General features: G+C 71.2%; 14 protein-coding genes. 10 read left to right on the top strand and 4 right to left on the bottom strand.

Features of this window, described 5'->3' with window-relative positions; translation table 11 throughout:
• Positions 1 to 675: 675 nt before the first annotated feature.
• Positions 676 to 840 carry a hypothetical protein gene (locus AE652_RS17170; protein ID WP_159028468.1) on the bottom strand — a complete coding sequence of 55 codons (165 nt, stop codon included), beginning with the start codon at positions 838 to 840 and terminating at the stop codon, positions 676 to 678.
• Between the two features lie 681 nt (positions 841 to 1521).
• Between AE652_RS17170 and AE652_RS17165 the strand changes: the two genes are divergently transcribed.
• The 5 genes from AE652_RS17165 (at position 1522) to AE652_RS17145 (ending at position 6839) form a co-directional block, all read left to right on the top strand.
• Positions 1522 to 2472 carry a hypothetical protein gene (locus AE652_RS17165; RefSeq protein ID WP_049652313.1) on the top strand — a complete coding sequence of 317 codons (951 nt, stop codon included), beginning with the start codon at positions 1522 to 1524 and terminating at the stop codon, positions 2470 to 2472.
• Positions 2473 to 3712: 1240 nt separating this feature from the next.
• Positions 3713 to 4066, top strand: a complete 354-nt coding sequence (locus AE652_RS17160) for a hypothetical protein (RefSeq protein WP_049652311.1) — start codon at positions 3713 to 3715, stop codon at positions 4064 to 4066.
• 103 nt (positions 4067 to 4169) lie between these two features.
• Complete coding sequence (locus tag AE652_RS17155) at positions 4170 to 4919, top strand: ATP-binding cassette domain-containing protein (protein ID WP_049652309.1); 750 nt, start codon at positions 4170 to 4172, stop codon at positions 4917 to 4919.
• A complete protein-coding gene (locus AE652_RS17150) occupies positions 4916 to 6187 on the top strand; it encodes a hypothetical protein (RefSeq protein WP_049652308.1) in 1272 nt (423 codons plus the stop codon). Before AE652_RS17155 ends, AE652_RS17150 begins: the two co-directional genes overlap by 4 nt.
• 73 nt (positions 6188 to 6260) lie before the next feature.
• Positions 6261 to 6839, top strand: a complete 579-nt coding sequence (locus AE652_RS17145) for a hypothetical protein (protein WP_159028467.1) — start codon at positions 6261 to 6263, stop codon at positions 6837 to 6839.
• Positions 6840 to 7111: 272 nt separating this feature from the next.
• Here AE652_RS17145 and AE652_RS17140 read toward each other — a convergent pair whose 3' ends face one another.
• Entirely contained in the window at positions 7112 to 7795 is a 684-nt protein-coding gene (locus tag AE652_RS17140; protein ID WP_049652304.1) for a hypothetical protein, read from the bottom strand.
• A gap of 110 nt (positions 7796 to 7905) precedes the next feature.
• Here AE652_RS17140 and AE652_RS17135 point away from each other — a divergent pair, with 110 nt between their 5' ends.
• From AE652_RS17135 to AE652_RS17120, 4 genes are all read left to right on the top strand, one after another.
• The gene (locus AE652_RS17135; protein ID WP_049652320.1) at positions 7906 to 8532 is read left to right on the top strand and encodes a TetR/AcrR family transcriptional regulator; all 627 of its coding nucleotides are present in this window, start codon (positions 7906 to 7908) and stop codon (positions 8530 to 8532) included.
• A 127-nt stretch (positions 8533 to 8659) separates the two neighbouring features.
• A complete protein-coding gene (locus AE652_RS17130; protein WP_063780175.1) occupies positions 8660 to 9769 on the top strand; it encodes a hypothetical protein in 1110 nt (369 codons plus the stop codon).
• A gap of 209 nt (positions 9770 to 9978) precedes the next feature.
• Positions 9979 to 12429: a helicase C-terminal domain-containing protein gene (locus AE652_RS17125; protein ID WP_234348415.1), complete on the top strand. Its 2451-nt coding sequence runs from the start codon at positions 9979 to 9981 to the stop codon at positions 12427 to 12429.
• Positions 12430 to 12499: 70 nt separating this feature from the next.
• Complete coding sequence (locus AE652_RS17120; protein ID WP_049652302.1) at positions 12500 to 12913, top strand: VOC family protein; 414 nt, start codon at positions 12500 to 12502, stop codon at positions 12911 to 12913.
• Here AE652_RS17120 and AE652_RS17115 read toward each other — a convergent pair.
• On the bottom strand, positions 12910 to 13650 hold the full coding sequence (locus AE652_RS17115) for a helix-turn-helix domain-containing protein (protein ID WP_049652301.1): 741 nt from the start codon (positions 13648 to 13650) through the stop codon (positions 12910 to 12912). The two genes, AE652_RS17120 and AE652_RS17115, sit on opposite strands and share 4 nt — an antisense overlap.
• Before the next feature lie 143 nt (positions 13651 to 13793).
• Entirely contained in the window at positions 13794 to 15308 is a 1515-nt protein-coding gene (locus tag AE652_RS17110; RefSeq protein ID WP_049652298.1) for an MFS transporter, read from the bottom strand.
• A gap of 310 nt (positions 15309 to 15618) precedes the next feature.
• Between AE652_RS17110 and AE652_RS17105 the strand changes: the two genes are divergently transcribed.
• Positions 15619 to 16383 (top strand): TetR/AcrR family transcriptional regulator C-terminal domain-containing protein, encoded by a 765-nt coding sequence (locus AE652_RS17105; protein WP_049652296.1) that lies wholly within the window; start codon positions 15619 to 15621, stop codon positions 16381 to 16383.
• The last annotated feature ends 107 nt before the right edge of the window (positions 16384 to 16490 follow it).

Below are 16490 nucleotides of genomic sequence, written 5' to 3'. Positions count from 1 at the left end.
TCTCGTATCCTCCGCCGGCAGAAGGCCCGGACCGCTCAGCGGCCCGGGCCTTCGTCGTTGTCCCTCCACGGCCTCCGGCCCAGCTGTCCTCCCCAGGCCCCTTCACCGGGCTCCTCCGGCAGCAGTACCCGAACCCCTCCCTTGATCCGGTCGACCTCGGGCGGGCCACCGAGTCGCTGCACAAACTCTCGAACGTCCGACAGGCCGGCCGGAGCAAGCCGTTGCTCGACCCACCCCTGATCGATTCGGCCCGAACAGGCGGGCACATGCGCGAGCGCCAGCCGGGGTACTACAAGCAGCCGGGAAAGAGCACCGAGCCTGCCGTCACCAGAGCCGTGATTCCCCTGGACTCCACGCGGCCCATCACCGATACCTTGCCCGAATTCGAGTGGAACAGCGCAGACCAACGCCCATCGAACAACTCTCCGGCTGTTCACCCACGTCCGATGACTTATCCATGGTAGCCATTCCCATGCCAGTCAGGGTGGTATCGTCGAAGGAAGGTCTGGGATACACCCGCCTACCGCGGGCCGACCGCCTCACAGGATGGCCCGCCACGCCCGGTGTTAGTGCACCAGGAGAGCCGCGGCGGACCATCCGCCCTTGTGGTAAGGATCCAATGTCGCACACATGATGGCCCAGTCGCTCTTACGACTGGGTCATCATGCCGAGCAGCTAATCCTTTAAATCCTGGAAAAGCTGCCAGACGTCGTACGCCGTTTTCACTGCCCGCCATGCGGCGAGCAGCCAGCGAACCCCATCCTCATGGATCCTTCCCGCATTCTCCAGCTTCGCCTCAGCCCTATCTTCGGCCGGCCGCTGCTGATCGAGCGCGGTCATGCTCCTCCCCTCTCCCGCCATACCCGCCAGCGCATTGCGGGCGGGATCGCGGCGTCCGCTCTGGCGGACGCCGTGACTCCGCCCGCAGTTTGCGACCGAGAGAGCCAACAGACACTCATGTGCCCGCCAGGAATGGGGTCTTGCAGTGACTTTAGCGTAGAGGAAGAGCGGGGCTCCGGACGAATCCACCCCCAAGGGTCGCGGCATCACCTGCCCCAACCTTTCGATGCCTGCACCGGCGATCCACCCGGAACAACAAGCGATCTCGATTCCGAGCGATGCACAATCGAAGGGAAATGGCCGGAGGATTCCTGGTCTGGCTTGGTGCGACCCGGACCATCACGCCGGTTCCAAGGCCTTCAGGACCAGCTGCCATGGATTCAGCCTCGACCCCGGCGGCGCGGGCCGCCCGCCAGATGACGCCGCCCGCAGGTGTCAGACTGCCGTGATTCCCGCCCCTTCCGAAATAAGCACCCACCTGCGATCACAGTCGATCAGAGTTCGCAGCACTTACGACAGGGCACCCATTGAGATCGATCGTCTCTTTGCAAGAGTTGACTTAATTCACTATCTGACGACATCTGCCTCTAGCCTCGCCCCGAGGGAAGCGAGACGAACGGCCGACGAGCGCCTTCGAGTCGCGTAGATCTCTTCACCACGCTCCGAGAAGGAAATAGCACGATGGCCGATGAAGTCCGCACCAGCCCGCCCGTCTACACCGAGATCACCGAAGTGACTCCCGACAAGTGCAGCAACTGGATGAGCAAGAGGACATGCAACCGTGTCCCCCTGAAGCGATCCAATGTGGACAAATTCAAGACCATTCTGCGCAACGGCCAGTACCGCACCACGCACCAGGGATTCGCGCTCGACTGGCATGGCTGCCTGATCGACGGGCAGCACCGCGCCGCCGCGATCATCGAGACCGGTGCCACCGTGACCGCCCAGGTGACGTACAACCTCAACCCGGACACGTTCGCCGCGATCGACGGCGGCCGCATCCGCACCGCGGGGGACTTCGTCGCGCAGATCACCGAGATGAAGCAGGCCAACTCCAACGTGTACGCGGCCGCCTTGAAGGTCCTCGCCAACCGCAGCGCACAGCTCCACTGGACCCGCTGGACCACCGGCCGACTGACGGCGGAAAAGCTGCAGGAACTGGTGGTCAAATGGCCGATCGAGGAAGACCTGATCATCCGCATGGTGGGGAAGGGCAAGCAGTGTCACGCCAGCGCGACCGGGCTGGTCGTCGCCTACAAGATCATCACCGAGGAATGGCCGGAACCCGTGGCGAACTCGTTCTTCGACGGCATCGGTGAAGCCAGTCAAGAGTTCGTCGGCAAGGACCCCCGGGCCCTCTACACGAACACCATGACCAACGTGAACCGCAGGGTTGTCAGCCGGGACAGCGTGCAGCAGTCGGCCCAGGCCATCAAGGCCTTCAATGCCCTCGTCACGGGCGAGTCCATCGGCACCCTGAAGAAGATGAAGATGGGTGGCGTGAAGACCGTCATGGATCGGCGAACCGGCGAGGAGATCGAGCAGGAGTACCTCGCAGACCGGTACCCGGACGTCGTTCCGCAGACGCTCGACGTCAGTGACACGTGGCTCAGGGGCGGCGGTACGGACTGAGCACGGCCACCCCGCCAAAGGGCCTGGACCAGCCGGTGCGGACTTGGGCTCCAGGAGTCGTTACAACGCCCCAGTTCAGGGGATGCATTGGACTTCGGGATCCACGAGCGCCGGATGGCCCAGGCACCAGCACAGCCCGGGCATCGCCGCCGAGCCCAGCCCACAGCCCCTCTACGATCAGCCAGGAGATCCGCCGCAACCGCACCGACGGCGCCCGCGTACCCGCGCGGAACACCCGCCGCCCACAAGCCCCGGGCCCCGCAGGATCCTGTCGAAGCCGGAGTTTTCGGGATGCCGTCCAGGCGATGCCGGACGAGAAGTGGAGCCCGGAGCGGCTACGCCACGGTCAGCGGGCACAGCTCCCGACCGGCGACCATGACGCCGAGGCCGTCGGTGACGCCAGATGACCACTGCCCGAACTCTTCCGACACAGCTGAGGCTGTCCCTGACCTGAGATCAGGGCGGCGAGATGGACCGCCACCGGGAGTTCACCCTCGCCACCGACAACCCCGATCTACTTCTGCGACATGGCCGGCCCTTGGCAACGCCGGCTCCGACGAGAACACGAACGGCCTGCTGCGGCGGCACTTCCCCAAGGAGACCGACCTCTCAGTCCACACCTCGGAGTGCCTGGCCTTCGCTGCCGACCATCTCAACCGCCCCCCAGGCAAGGAAGACGCAGCAAACTCCGCGGACCCGGGAGTGCTACTCGTGTGGATCTGCCCTCTTGTCGACGAACTCCCCCAGGACGCCACACCGTTCGCCACCCCGACCCGGGAGGCAGAACTGCTCAGCGCACTCACGCTCGGGACCTTGTCCCCAATTGGTGCACAGCAACGTATATGACGCTTCATCACATCAAGTAGACAAGGCGTACACCCATTCGAGAGGGCTTCACGTCCCATTCAACGGAGTTCATGACACCACGTTACGCAACTGTTACGTGACACAACGAGCATGCCGATGAGTGATCAACCTGGACAAGTGAGCTTCATATAGCTCCGATGCGAACTTCATGTCGTCACACAGAGCGACTCGCTCACAGGCATCCCGACGGTGCCGATCGACCGCTCTTGCGGCCGCTCTTGAGGCACTGTCAGAATCTGAGCCGGGGGAAGACGTCACATGCGCATCAAGAGTTCCGCGTCAGCACTTCTCCCGCTCAAGGCGATCGGGCCCCAGTGCTGTCACACCGGGGCCCCTCCTCGCCACCATCGCATCCCAGCTCAGGAGGAAACTGATGGCGAAGCTCTTCGGCGCGCCCGCACGGGCTCACAGCCTGGCGACCAAGGTGGCTGCGGTCGCAGGCCTGGCCACCGTTGTGGCCCTCGGTGTGGCCCCGCTGGCCAGCGCCAGCGGCACCAGTGGCAAGACGAATGGATGCTACAGCACCTGGGGAACCACGGGGACCAACGGGCACTGCTACCCCGTCACGGCCGACGGCAACTTCCGAGTCTCGGCCGACTGCAACCTCGAGCCCGATGGCTCCAGCGGCTGGAGCTACTTCTACAAGAACGCCAACATCGGCGGCTTCGGTCAGTACGACTGCACCTTCAAGATCAACAGCTCGTGGGTGGAGTACTCCGGCGGCTGAGTCGAACCGGCGCGGAGCGGGCCCCGGTCCGGGTCGCGCCGTCAGTGAACCGTGGGCGCTCCCGGTGTGCCGGGAGCGCCCTTCCCGTACGTGGAAGGCGAACATGGCGCCCATCGCCAGCTTGTCATCAGTGATTCAGGGATACGGCAGCCGCACCGTACTGTCAGGAATCGACCTCGCGGTACACCAGGGGGTGCTGGGACTGCTCGGCCCGAATGGCGCGGGCAAGAGCACCCTGCTCCGCACCCTGGCCACCGCGACGCCGCCGCGCTCGGGCAGCGTCACCGTATCCGGGACGACGGTGACCAGCGAACGCGAAGCCCGCGTGGTTCGCCGTCAGGTCGGCTACCTTCCACAGGACTTCGGCTTCTACCCGTCATTCACGGTGCAGGACTTCGTGGAGTACTGCGCCTGGCTGCGCGGCGTCGCGCCCGGCGAGGCCCGTGACGCCACCAGACGAGCCATCGAAGCCGTCGGGCTGGCCGACCGGGCCGGCGCCAAGATGAAGTCGCTCTCCGGAGGCATGCTGCGCCGGGCGGGCATCGCCGCCGCCGTCGTGGGCGAGCCCGCGGTGCTGCTCCTCGATGAACCCACGGTCGGCCTCGACCCCGCCCAGCGTCTGGAGTTCCGCACCCTGCTGCGGTCGCTGCCGGACACCGCGATCGTGCTCTCCACCCACCTGGTGGAGGACGTGGCCGCGGTGTGCGACCGCGTCGTGGTGATGCAGGACGGCCGTTTCGTGTACGACGGCACCCCCGGAGATCTGGCGGGCCAGGCCAGCGCGGATGCGCCCGGGGACAGTGAGTTCGAACGCGGTTACATGGCCGTGCTACGGAGTGAGGTCGGCGCATGATCCGCGTCCTGCTCATGGAACTGCGTCGCTCCCCGCTGCGTTGGTGGCTGCCTGCACTCCTGCTGATCGACCTCGCCGCCCTCTTCGGCCGGAGTCGGTCCTGGATCGGGGTGTGGCCCGAAACCAGCGTCGCCGCCCAGGTACCCTCCTTCTACTTCGGCCCCGCGCTGGCCGCGGCTGCGGCTTGGGCGGCCGGCCGCGAGGGCCGCGGCGGCGCGATGCCCGCCACCCCCACGTCGACCAGGCCCCGCTTCCTGCCCGAGCTGCTCCTGCTGACCGCAACCCTGGTGTACGGCACCGCTGTGTACGCGTGCGGAGCCCTGGTCGCGGCCGCCGTCAGCTGGTCGGAGGCGGGTCCCGGATTCCTGTGGCCGGGATATCTGGTCATCGGCCTGACCGTGATGACCGGGTGCGCTGCCGCAGGACAACTGGTGGGCAAGACGATTCGTTCCACCTTCCTTGCACCCTCGGTGGCCGGCCTCGGCAGCCTGGCTGTCCTCGCGTGGGTCGGCAGCCCACACGCCTTCGGGCTCTTCGTGCTCTCCGGGAGCCCTCAGGCGCAGGCTGCGCCGGCCGCGGTCGCACTTCGTGTGGGGCTCGCGCTGGCGGCGGCAGGACTGGCATTGACACTGCCGGACTGGTGGCAGGCTCGACGGTCGGTCCTGTTCCGGGCACGGTCGGGCCTCGCCGCAGTCGGCTTCGGCGCCCTCTTGGTGGCACTGGTGGCAGCGGCACCGCAGGCGGGCAGGGTGCAGGTGTCACGGAGCGCGCCCGCGCAGCCGCTGTGCACCACCACAACGCCGAAGCTGTGCATCTGGCCCGAGGAGCGCAAATACCTTCCGAAGCTCGCCGCGCTATCGGACCGGATCGCCCTGCTGCCCGCCGGACTGTTCGTCGTGCCCGACGCCTTCTACGAACAAGGGCTGCGCGGACCGGCCCACCAGTACACGGACTTCCCCATCAGTGAGGGCTCGGTGTGGACCGTGGCCGAGAGCATCTCGATTCAGATCCTCAGCGCGACTGCCCCTCCACGGTGCAAGAACCTGACGGAGGCGAACACCGAACGCATGGTGAAGGCCTCGTGGGAGCTCGGGAGGTGGCTGAACGTGACCATCACGGGCGGGCCGCAGCCGGACGACGTTCACGGTGGCCCGCCGGGCCTCGACACGGCCTCGATCGACCAGCTGGCAGCAGGTGCGCCGCAGGCCGAGCAGATCTCCTGGGTGAATGAACGCCTGAGCGTCCTGCGGGAGATGCCCTGTGCATGAGCCCCGCCATTCGGGTGGAAGGTACCTCCGGTTCGCCCACGCACTGCGCTATGCGCGCAGTCGCCGCCTGCACGTGCTGGCGCTGAGCCTGCTGGCGCTCGCGGTGATGGAGGCCATGTGGGGATCGATCGGACTGGTACTTCCAACGGCCCGAACGGGCGATGTGGACGTGCCGTTCCGCCGTGAACTACCACTCGCTTACGCGGCGTTGGCAGTCAGCAGCCTTCACGGTCCGATGGAGGGCCTCGAGGCCGTGGCGGCCGGGTCGCTGCAGCAGATGCGGGCACTCCACCTCATCACCGCCGCAGTGCTGTCCGGGGTGGTGGTCGGTGTGCTGGAGGGCAGGCACGGTGGCGTGGCGGTCGGTGTGGTGGCGGTACGGGCCCTGGTGGTCTGGCTCGGGATCGCCGTGCTCTCCGGCCTCTGCATGGGCTGGGCCCTCGGCTGGGTCCTGCCCCTCGCGACGGTCTTTCCGCTGAGTTATTTCGGCAGCAGCGCCGATCCGCAGTGGTGGGACTGGAGCAGGGGCGCGCCCGGCGACACGGCCGCGAACCTGATGGCGGTCGCCGCAGTCCTGCTGGTGGTGGTCGGTCTGCTGTCCACTCCGTGGCGCCGGCGACGTAGGTCACCACGACGGCGCGGCGCCGTCTGACGCGAATCTGCAAGCGCTCGAGGCGCGGCCCGACGCGCGGGCGCCGACAGCGCGCAAGGCCGGTCAGGACTCGCCCGGTCCCGGACGGGCACTGCCGAGGAGAGCTGGACAGCGTATCGGAGCAGCCACTCGCGAGTTCGAATCTCCTCCGCCTGGCCGAAGGCCCGGACCGCTGAGCGGTCCGGGCCTTCGGCGTTCCTCGGGGTCGCAGTCGTGCGCCGCTTGCCGTCGTGCCGCGAGTGGGCACCGGACAGACGCCGGAGGGCCGCGGGTCAGGCCGCCCGGCCGGGGGCCGGGTGGGACGCGCCGGCCGGGCGGAGTCGGCGGCGGACGGCCCAGGCGGCTGCCGCGAGGGCGAAGCCGTAGACGGTGACCAGTCCGTGGCCGTTCTCCTGGGCGATCCACATGGCGAGGCCGAGGGCGGGGACGCCGGCCGCCAGGGCGAGCTCCTTGGGGAGGCGGGTGCGGGTGAGGAAGGCCAGGGCGAGGGTGGCGCCGAGGAAGTAGGTGGCGCCGGAGCTGCCGGCGAAGTTGCGGGGGTCGGTGCTGGGGCCGCCGCCGAGGCCGAGCAGGCTGTCGACGCGGCCGGGCAGCAGGATGCCGGCGAGGAAGAAGCCGAGGGTGAGCGGGCCACCCCAGTACCACTGGGCGAGGGCGGCGACGGCGGCGAGGGTGACGAGGTTCCACAGGCCGCCGAAGAGGCCGCCGTTCTGCATGAACACCGAGGTGAGCTCGCGCCACCAGCCGGACTTGGCGGGGTCCGCGGCGAGCGCGTCCATGGCGCCGGACCAGAGCAGCTGGAGCAGGACGCCGCCGACGGCGAGCGCGGTCAGGGCGACCGCCGTCCATGGGAGCGGCCGTCCGCGCAGGGTGTCGCGGCCGACGACGCCGAGCCCGCAGTTGACCATCATGACCATCAGCGCGGCCGTGGTCACGTTGAAGACGATCGCTCCCATGTCTGGCCCTCCCCCCGGCTCCGACGTTTTCCAACGCCGTTCGAAAACCTGATGGCGCCAAGCTAGCACAGTTTTCGAACAGTGTTGGAAAAAGTTGTACGGTGGACCGCATGAAGCTCACCAAGGAGCGCATCGTCGATGCGGGCATGGCCGTCTTCGCGGAGGTCGGCTACCAGAACCTGTCCATGCGCCAGGTCGCCGACCGCCTGGACGCCCACGCGGGCAGCCTCTACTACCACGTGCGCGGCAAGGACGAGTTGCTCGCCCTGATGGCCGACCGGGTCTGCCGCAGCGCGTACGACGCCGGCACCGAGGCCCTCGCCGCCCTCCCGCCCACCGCCACCTGGCAGGACCGCGTCGAGGCCCAGGCCGCCGCCCTGCGCCTGAGCCTCAAACAGCACCCCGGCGGCGCCCAGCTCCTCGCCGAGAGCCCCGGCGTGCTCAGCCCCGGCGCCCTCTCCCTGATGGAACGCCTGCTGCGCACCCTCCTCGACGCCGGCCTCCCCACCGACCACTGCGGCATCGCCGCCGACACCCTGCTCAGCCACGTCACCGGCTTCGTGCTCCAGGAGCAGAACCAGCCGGCGGCGCCACCGCCCGTCACCGCGGAGCAGTACGCCGAGCTGTGCGAGCGGTTCCCCCTGCTCATGGGCCCGTTGATCCCGCGCGTGGGCCAGGACGAGAAGTTCACCCGGAGCGTCCGCCTGCTCTGCACCGGCTTCGCGGCGCTCTCCTAGCGGCGCCCTCCCGGGCGAGGCGGGCCCGGACCCCTGGCGTCCCCGCGGGACCCCGCTGGGTGAACTCCGCGCGCCAGGCGATTCGACCACGACATAACTTCGCGTTATGAGACTTCACTCTTCGCGCATGAGGTTCTGGGGGCAGGCCGGCGTGGTCGCCGCCGCCGTGGTGGTGCTCGGCGCCACGGCGGCGGGGGGCGCCGTCGGCCGAGCACCGTTCCTCGGGCCGCTGAACACCGTGTCCCCGGTCGCCTCGACCGTGCCCGCGAACGGGGACGTGAACCCGTACGGCACGTTCGTGATCCGGCACAGCACGGGCAGGCTGCACCGCGGCAACGTCCTGATCAGCAACTTCAACAACGCGCAGAACCAGCAGGGCACCGGGACCACCCTGGTCCAGGTGAGTCCGGACGGCGCCGTCAGCACGTTCGCCCAGATCGACCCGGCGCACCTGCCCGGGCCGTGCCCCGGCGGGGTCGGGCTCTCGACGGCGCTGACCGTCCTGCCGGGCGGCTGGGTCGTGGTCGGCAGCACGCCCACCACGGACGGCACCTCCGCCACCGTCCAGGCCGGCTGCCTGCTGGTGCTGGACAGCAACGGAACGGTCCGCGAGACCATCGCGGGCGACGGCATCAACGGCCCGTGGGACATGACGGCCGTCAGCTCCGGCGACCGCGACGAGCTGTTCGTGACCAACCTGCTGAACGGCACGGTCGCGGGCGGCGGGGCCGAGGTCGACCAGGGCACCGTCCTGCGGATCACCCTGTGCCGGCCGGGCGGCGCACCGCCGCAGCGGATCGCGACCACCCGGATCGGTTCGGGCTTCGGCCAGCGCACCGACCCGGCCGCCCTGGTGATCGGCCCGACCGGCGTCGGTCTGGGCCACGACGACACGCTCTACGTGGCGGACACCCTCGCCAACCGGATCGCCGCGATCCCCGACGCCGTCCACCGCGTCTCCGACGCCGGCACCGGCACCACCGTCAGCACCGGCGGCAACCTCAACGGGCCGCTCGGCCTGGCCGTCGCCCCCGGCGGCGACGTCCTCACGGTGAACTCCGGCGACGGCAACCTGGTCGAGACCACCCCCGCCGGCGACCAGGTCGCCGTCCGCACGCTCGACGACAGCGGCACCCCGCCCGGCGCCGGCGCCCTGTTCGGGCTCGCGGTCGACCTCGACCGCGACGCCGTGTACTTCGTCGACGACGCCACCAACTCCCTGAACGTCCTGCACTGACCGCCCTGCCGCGAGTGCTGCTCCCGTACGCTCCCGCCCCCGAGGGCCCGGACCGCGACCACCGACCGCGGCCCGGGCCCTCGCTGTCTCCCGAACCGCCCGCCGGTCGCTTCGCCGTGCGGCCCGAACCGCCCGCCGGCACACCGTGTTTGCCATGCTTGAGCCCCGGCCGGTTCCGACCTGGGACGGCGTCCGTCCTCTGTGGTGAGGTGTTCCCCATCGGCAAGACAAGTGGATCGACCCTGGTCGCGTGGCTGCGCGGCGCCGACGCGGCACAGGTCGTACGAGTCCTGGCCTCGCGCCCGGACGCCGCGGTGGAGCCGGAGCCGCGATCGGTCGGCGAACTGGCGGACCGGCTCCAGCGCCCGGCCTCGGTCGCGCTGGCGATCCCCCGGCTCACGCTGCCCGAACTCCAGGTGGCGGAGGGCGCCGCCGCGCTGGCGCCTGCCACCCGGGACGTACTGGCGAACCTCCTCGACGCGACGGACGGGGAGCGCGCTCACCAACTGGAAGCGGTACTGCGGGAGTTGGCCGATCGCGCGCTGGTGTGGCCGGGCGGCGACGGGCGGCTGCACGTGGCGGCGCCGCTGCGGCAGGTGTGGGCCGCACCCCTCGGGTTGGACGCGCCACTGGCACGGCTGCTCGCGGACACGACCTCCACCGATCTGGGCCGCATGCTCGCCGCCGTCGGCATCACGTCGACGGGCACCAAGCAGAAGCGGCTGGCCGCGCTGATCGACCACCACGGCGATCCGGACCGGGTCACCGCGCTGGTCGCCAAGGCCCCTGCGGCCGCCCGGAAACTCCTGGAGCAACGTGCGCGGCAGGCGCCGGAGCGGTCGGCCCGCATCCTGTACGGCCTCCCGCGGCCGGATCCCGGGCCGGGCGAACGGTGGGCGCTGGAACGGGGGTTGCTGATCCGGGACGGGCGCTGGTATGGGCCCGCCCGGATGCCCTCGGAGGTGGCCCTCGCGCTGCGCGGCACCGGCTGGCACGCCCCGTTCACGCCCGTCCCGCCCGCGGTCCGGACGCGGCCCGTCACCGGATCGGCGGTCGACCGGGAGGCCGCCGCCGCGGCGATGGCGTTCGCCGCCCACGCCTCCTCCGTCCTCGCGGCGTGCGCCGCCGCTCCCCCGGCCCGGCTGAAGTCCGGCGGGGTAGGAGCCCGAGAGCTGTCCCGGCTCGGCAAGGCCGCGAAGTGCGACGACACCGTGGTGCGCATCGCGCTGGAGTCGGCCGCCGCGGCCGGGCTGCTGGCCCGGGACGGCGACCGGGTCGCGGCGACCGAGGCCTACGACGGCTGGGCGGAGGGGGAACCCGCCGACCGGCTCGCCGTGCTCCTCCGCGCCTGGTGGACACTGCCGCTGACCCCCGGCGGGAGCCGCGACGAGGAGGGGAAGGCGCTGCCCGCCCTCGCCGGAGCCCCGCCCCGCGGGGGCTGCGTCCAGGCCCGGCACGGACTGCTCGCGTCCGCGGCGCGGCTCCCGGCGGGTGAGGGGGCGACCGACCCGGCGGACCTGGGGGCGCTGATCGCGTGGCAGCGTCCGCTCGTCGACCAACTCGCCCAGGACGCAAGCCCGTTCGCCACCCTGGTCCGCGAATCGGAGCTGCTCGGCGTCCTCGCCCTCGGCGCCCTGTCCCCGCTCGGGGCGGCCCTGGACGCCGACGGCCCGGACGCGGTGGCCGCCGCCTGTCGACGGCTGCTGCCCGCCTCCACCGGGTCCGCCCGCTTCGGCAGCGATCTCACGGCCGTGGTCGCCGGCACGCCCTCGACGCCCCTCGTCACGCTGCTGGACTCCGTCGCCGACCGGGAGGCCACCGGTACGGCGTCGGTGTGGCGGTTCAGCCCGGACAGCGTCCGCCGCGCCCTCGACGCCGGCCACACCGCCGACACGCTGACGGCCGACCTCGCCGCCGTCGCCGTCGCCACCGCCGCCGCCACCACCACGGAACCGCTGCCACAACCGCTCGCGTACCTGATCCGCGACACCGCGCGCGGCCACGGCCGGGTGCGCGTCGTCTCCGCGGCCTGCGTGATCCACGGCGCGGAGCCCGCCCTCCTCGCCGAACTGGCCGCCCACCGCGGGCTCGCCCCGCTCGGCCTGCGGCAGTTGGCACCGACGGTGCTGATCAGCCGGACCCCGCCGGACGAGACGCTCGCGGCCCTGCGGTCGGCGGGCTACGCCCCCGTCGCCGAGGAGCAGGACGGATCCGTCCGCATCGAGCGGACCCGGCGACACCGGGCAACGAACCCACTCCCGACCCCGCGCCGACCCGCCGGCACGCGGCGGAAGGCCGTCCGCGTCGCGGGCGCCCGGACCGCCAGCGACCTGGCAGCCGTCGCCGCCCGGCTACTGGCGGCCCCGCAGGAGGCTCCGGAGCCCGACCCCGACGACGGCCGCCCCTACGCCAGCGACACCGAGGAGATCATCGCCGGGTACGCGCGCAACCTGTCCTTCACCGACGTCCGCCAACTGGCCCACGCCGTCAACGAGAAGCAATCGATCACCGTCGAGTACACCGCCACCTCGGGCAACACGACCGTCCGCACCCTGAGCCGCCTCGAACTGGACGCGCCCTACCTCCACGCCTGGTGCCACCTGCGCGACGCCGAACGGGTCTTCACCCTCTCCCGCATCCACGGGGTGATGCCCTCGTAGCCGGGCCCCCGGGCGGCCGGTGTCCGATTCGTTCAAGACCGGGTGGGGCGGGGGTGCCTAGCGTGGGGGCATGAACAGCACAGGTGTACCGCAGTTCGCGTTCGTCGGGCTGGCCGTTGCGGATGTGGCCGCCTCGGTCGGGTTCTACCGGCGGCTGGGGGTGGGGTTTCCCGAGGGGGCGGAGGGGGAGCCGCACGTCGAGGGCGAGGTGCCGGGCGGGCCGCTTCTGGTGCTCGATTCCGAGGCCACCATCCGGTCGTTCCATCCCGGCTGGCGGCCGCCGAGCGGCGGTAGCCGGTCCGCGCTGGCGTTCCGCTGCGCGAGTCCCGCGCAGGTGGACGCGGTGGACGGGGAGTTGACCGGCGCCGGGTACCACGGGGAGTTGGAGCCGTGGGACGCCTTCTGGGGGCAGCGGTACGCCGTGGTGCACGATCCGGACGGCAACGGGGTGGACCTGCTCGCACCGCTCGAGGACAGGCCCTAGGAGGAGAGCAGCGCGGTCAGCGGCAGGCCCGCCAACTCCCGTACGTCGCGGGCCAGGTGGGCCTGGTCCGCGTAGCCGGTCCGGGCCGCCGTCTCGGCCTGCGGAACGCCGGAGCGGGCGAGGGCCAGGGCGCGCTGGAGGCGCAGGATCCGGGCGAGGGTCTTGGGCCCGTAGCCGAAGGCGGCCAGGGAGCGGCGGTGCAGTTGGCGGGCGCCGAGGCCGACCGTTTCGGCCGTCGCGGCGACGGAGCGGCCGGCGGCGAGCGAGGCGGCCACGGCGCGGATCAGGGGGTCCTCGGGCTGGGCGTCGGCGGCCAGTTGCAGGGCCAGGGCCTCCAGGGCGGCGGCCGGGTCGGGGGCCGCGTCGATGTGTCCGGTCAGCCGCCGGACCTCGGCGGCGGGCCGCAGGTCGGCCAACTCGACGCGGCGGTCCCGCAGTTCGTGTGCGGGGACGCCGAGCAGGGCGGGGGCGGCGCCGGGGCGGAAGCGTACGCCTACCCAGGGGCCGCGCAGTCCGGGGCCGGGGTGGAAGGCGCAGGTGTCCGGTCCGGCGACCAGCAGCCGGCCCTCCGTCCACAGCAGGTCCATGCAGCCGTCGGGCAGGACGAGCCCGGCCCGCGCGGCGCCCGTACGCCCGGCACTCGCACGACCGCCCGTACGCCCGAGGGCCGGCTTCGTCCACAGGACCGCGCCGGGCAGCCGGCACGCGCGTTCCTGGTATGAGGCGGACGGTTCCATGATCCGAGGCTACGCGCCCCGCAGGGACCCGGCGGGCGGACGGCAGCAGGACAGCGGCAGGAGGGCTGCAGGACGGCGGGCGGACGCCGACGGCCCCGGCCGCACGAGGCGGCCGGGGCGATCTGCCCGGGGAGAGGGGCCGGTCAGGCGACCGGCTCGGCCTCCGGCACCGCCGGGGGCTCGGCCCCCGTACCGGCGGTCTTCCGGCCGTCGCGCATCAGCACCAGGGTGAGCGCCGCCGCCGCGACGACCGCGATGCCGCCCGCCGTGAAGGGGGTGGAGGTGGCGGTGTTGAACGCCTCCCGGGCGGCCGCGACCAGGCCGCCGTCCCCGGTGGAGCCGGCCACCGCGAGCGCGCCGGTGATGTCGTGGCGGGCGGCGGCGGGGGCGGCCGCGGGCATCGCGCCGGTGTAGGTGCTGGAGAGCACGGTGCCGAGGATGGCCACGCCGAGCGCCGCACCGGACTGCTGGATGGTGTCGTTGAGCGCGGAGCCGACGCCGGCGTGCTCACTGGGGATGGCGCTCATCAGCGCGTTGGAGGCGGCCGGCATGGCGAGGCCGGAGCCGATGCCGAGCACCAGCATGGCCAGGGAGACCTTGGTGAAGCCGTCGCCGACCGAGAGGGTGGCGAGCAGTCCGAAGCCGCCCGCGATGATCAGCATGCCGATCGAGGTGAACACCCGCGCCGGGACCTTCTTGCCGAGCACCGCGCCCAGCGCGTTGAACACCAGCGAGGCGATGGCCAGCGGGATGAAGGCGAGGCCGGTGTCGGTGGGCGAGAACTCCAGCACGAACTGGAGGTACTGGGTGAGGACCAGCATCAGCCCGCCGGTCGCGAAGGTCAGCAGGATGAGCGAGAAGCTGGCGCCGGTGAAGACCCGGTTGCGGAACAGCTTGATCGGGACCATCGGCGAGTCGGTGCGGACCTGCCGGACGGCGAAGCCGACCAGCGAGGCCACCGCGAGGGCGAGTGCGCCGAGGGTGCTCACGCTGGTGAAGCCGTCCTGGGGCAGCACGATGATCGACCACACCAACGCCGTCATGCCGACCATCGACAGCACCATGCCGATCAGGTCGGGGCGGCGCCACGGTCCCTTGGACTCCGGCATCAGCAGCACCGCGGCGACGATGGCGACGGCCGCGATCGGCACGTTGAGCAGGAAGACCGCGCCCCACCAGAAGTGCGCGATCAGCGCGCCGCCCAGCACCGGACCGCCGACCAGGCCGACCATGGCCACCGCGGTCCACGCGGCGATCGCCTTCGGGCGCTCCTCGTCGTCGAAGACGGTGATCAGGATGGAGAGCGTGCTCGGCATGACCAGCGCGCCGCCGACGCCCATCAGGACACGCCCGGCTATCAGCTCACCGGGGCTGCCGGCGTACGCCGCGACCAGTGAGGCGGCGCCGAACAGCGCCAGCCCGACGATCATCACCTTCCGTCGTCCGAAGCGGTCGGAGAGGCTGCCGGAGGTGAGCAGCAGGCCGGCGAAGACCAGGATGTACGAGTCGATGATCCACTGGATGTCCTGCGCCCCGGCCTTGAGGTCCTCCGCGATCGGCGGGATGGACACCGTGAGCACCATGTTGTCGATCACCAGCACCAGGCTGCTGAGACAGAGCACGACCAGGATGAGCCAGCGCTGCGGATGACGTTCCACGGCGTTTCCCCCTTCGAACTTCGGGCTTCGAGCGTCGGGTTCCGAGCTCGGGCGTCGAGCGTCGGAACGGGCGCGCGGGCCGGGCTGTGACGCCGGAGCCGCGCGGAAGTCGTCGCGGGCACACCGTCCTCCGTCCCCAGGGGAACGGTGTGCGCCGCTCCGAACACTGTACGGACACCGCACACTGTTCGCAACGCCGCACACCGTTCGATCTCCGCACGCTGTTCGTCGCGCCGTACACTGTTCGCATCAGCCCGTGGCGAGCGGCGCCGAACCGGACCGGATCCGGACGATTGGTGAGGAGGGCCCGATGGCGGCCAGGACAGAGGACGGCACGACCCCGGGCATCCCCATGCCGTGGAACCGCCCCGAGCGACGGCGGGAACAGCCCGCCCTCAGCCGCGAGCAGATCGTCGCCGAGGCCTTCGCGCTGCTGGACTCCGGCGGCATCGAGGCGCTGAGCATGCGCAAGCTCGCCGCCCGGCTGAACGCCGGCGCCACCTCGCTCTACACCCACGTCGCCAACAAGGACGAGCTGCTCGCCCTGGTCGTCGACCAGGTCTTCGGCACCCTCCCGCACCCCTCGGCCGAGGGGTCCGAGGAGCCGAAGGTCTGGCGCGCGAAGATCGCGGAGTGCGCCGAGAGCATGCGCACGGCCATCATCCGCCACCCGTGGATGGTCGGGGTGATCGGAGACGTCGGGATGATCTACCTTGGCCCCAACTGGATGCGGCTCTCCGAAGCCCTGTTGGACGTCCTGGAGGCGGCCGGCTTCGAGATCGTCGAGGCGAACGACGCGATGAACGCGGTCATGGGCTACACCATCGGGACCGCCTGCGTGGAGGCCGCCTGGCTGGCCGCGCTGGCCCGCAGCGGCCAGGACGAGCAGGAGTGGATGAACCGGCTGCTGCCCGTCGTCACGGAGGCCACCAAGGACTTCCCGCGGCTGCACCGGCTGTACACCACCTCGGTTCCGGACGAGGTCGCCGGAGGCCGGGACAGCACCTTCGCCCGGGGCGTCAACGTCATCCTGGACGGGATCGAAGCGGCCAGGACGGCCCGCGGACAGCACTGAGCCCTCCGGGGGCCGCCCCCGCCCGACGTGCCGCCCCCGCCCCGGCCGCGCGGTACAGCGCCGCCCCGACCGCGCGGCTCAAGCGCCGCCCCGACCGCGCGGCTCAG

It is taken from the genome of Kitasatospora sp. MY 5-36 (assembly GCF_001182915.1).
In the GTDB taxonomy this organism is placed as follows: domain Bacteria; phylum Actinomycetota; class Actinomycetes; order Streptomycetales; family Streptomycetaceae; genus Kitasatospora.
This window is presented reverse-complemented; position numbering and strand designations above follow the sequence as displayed.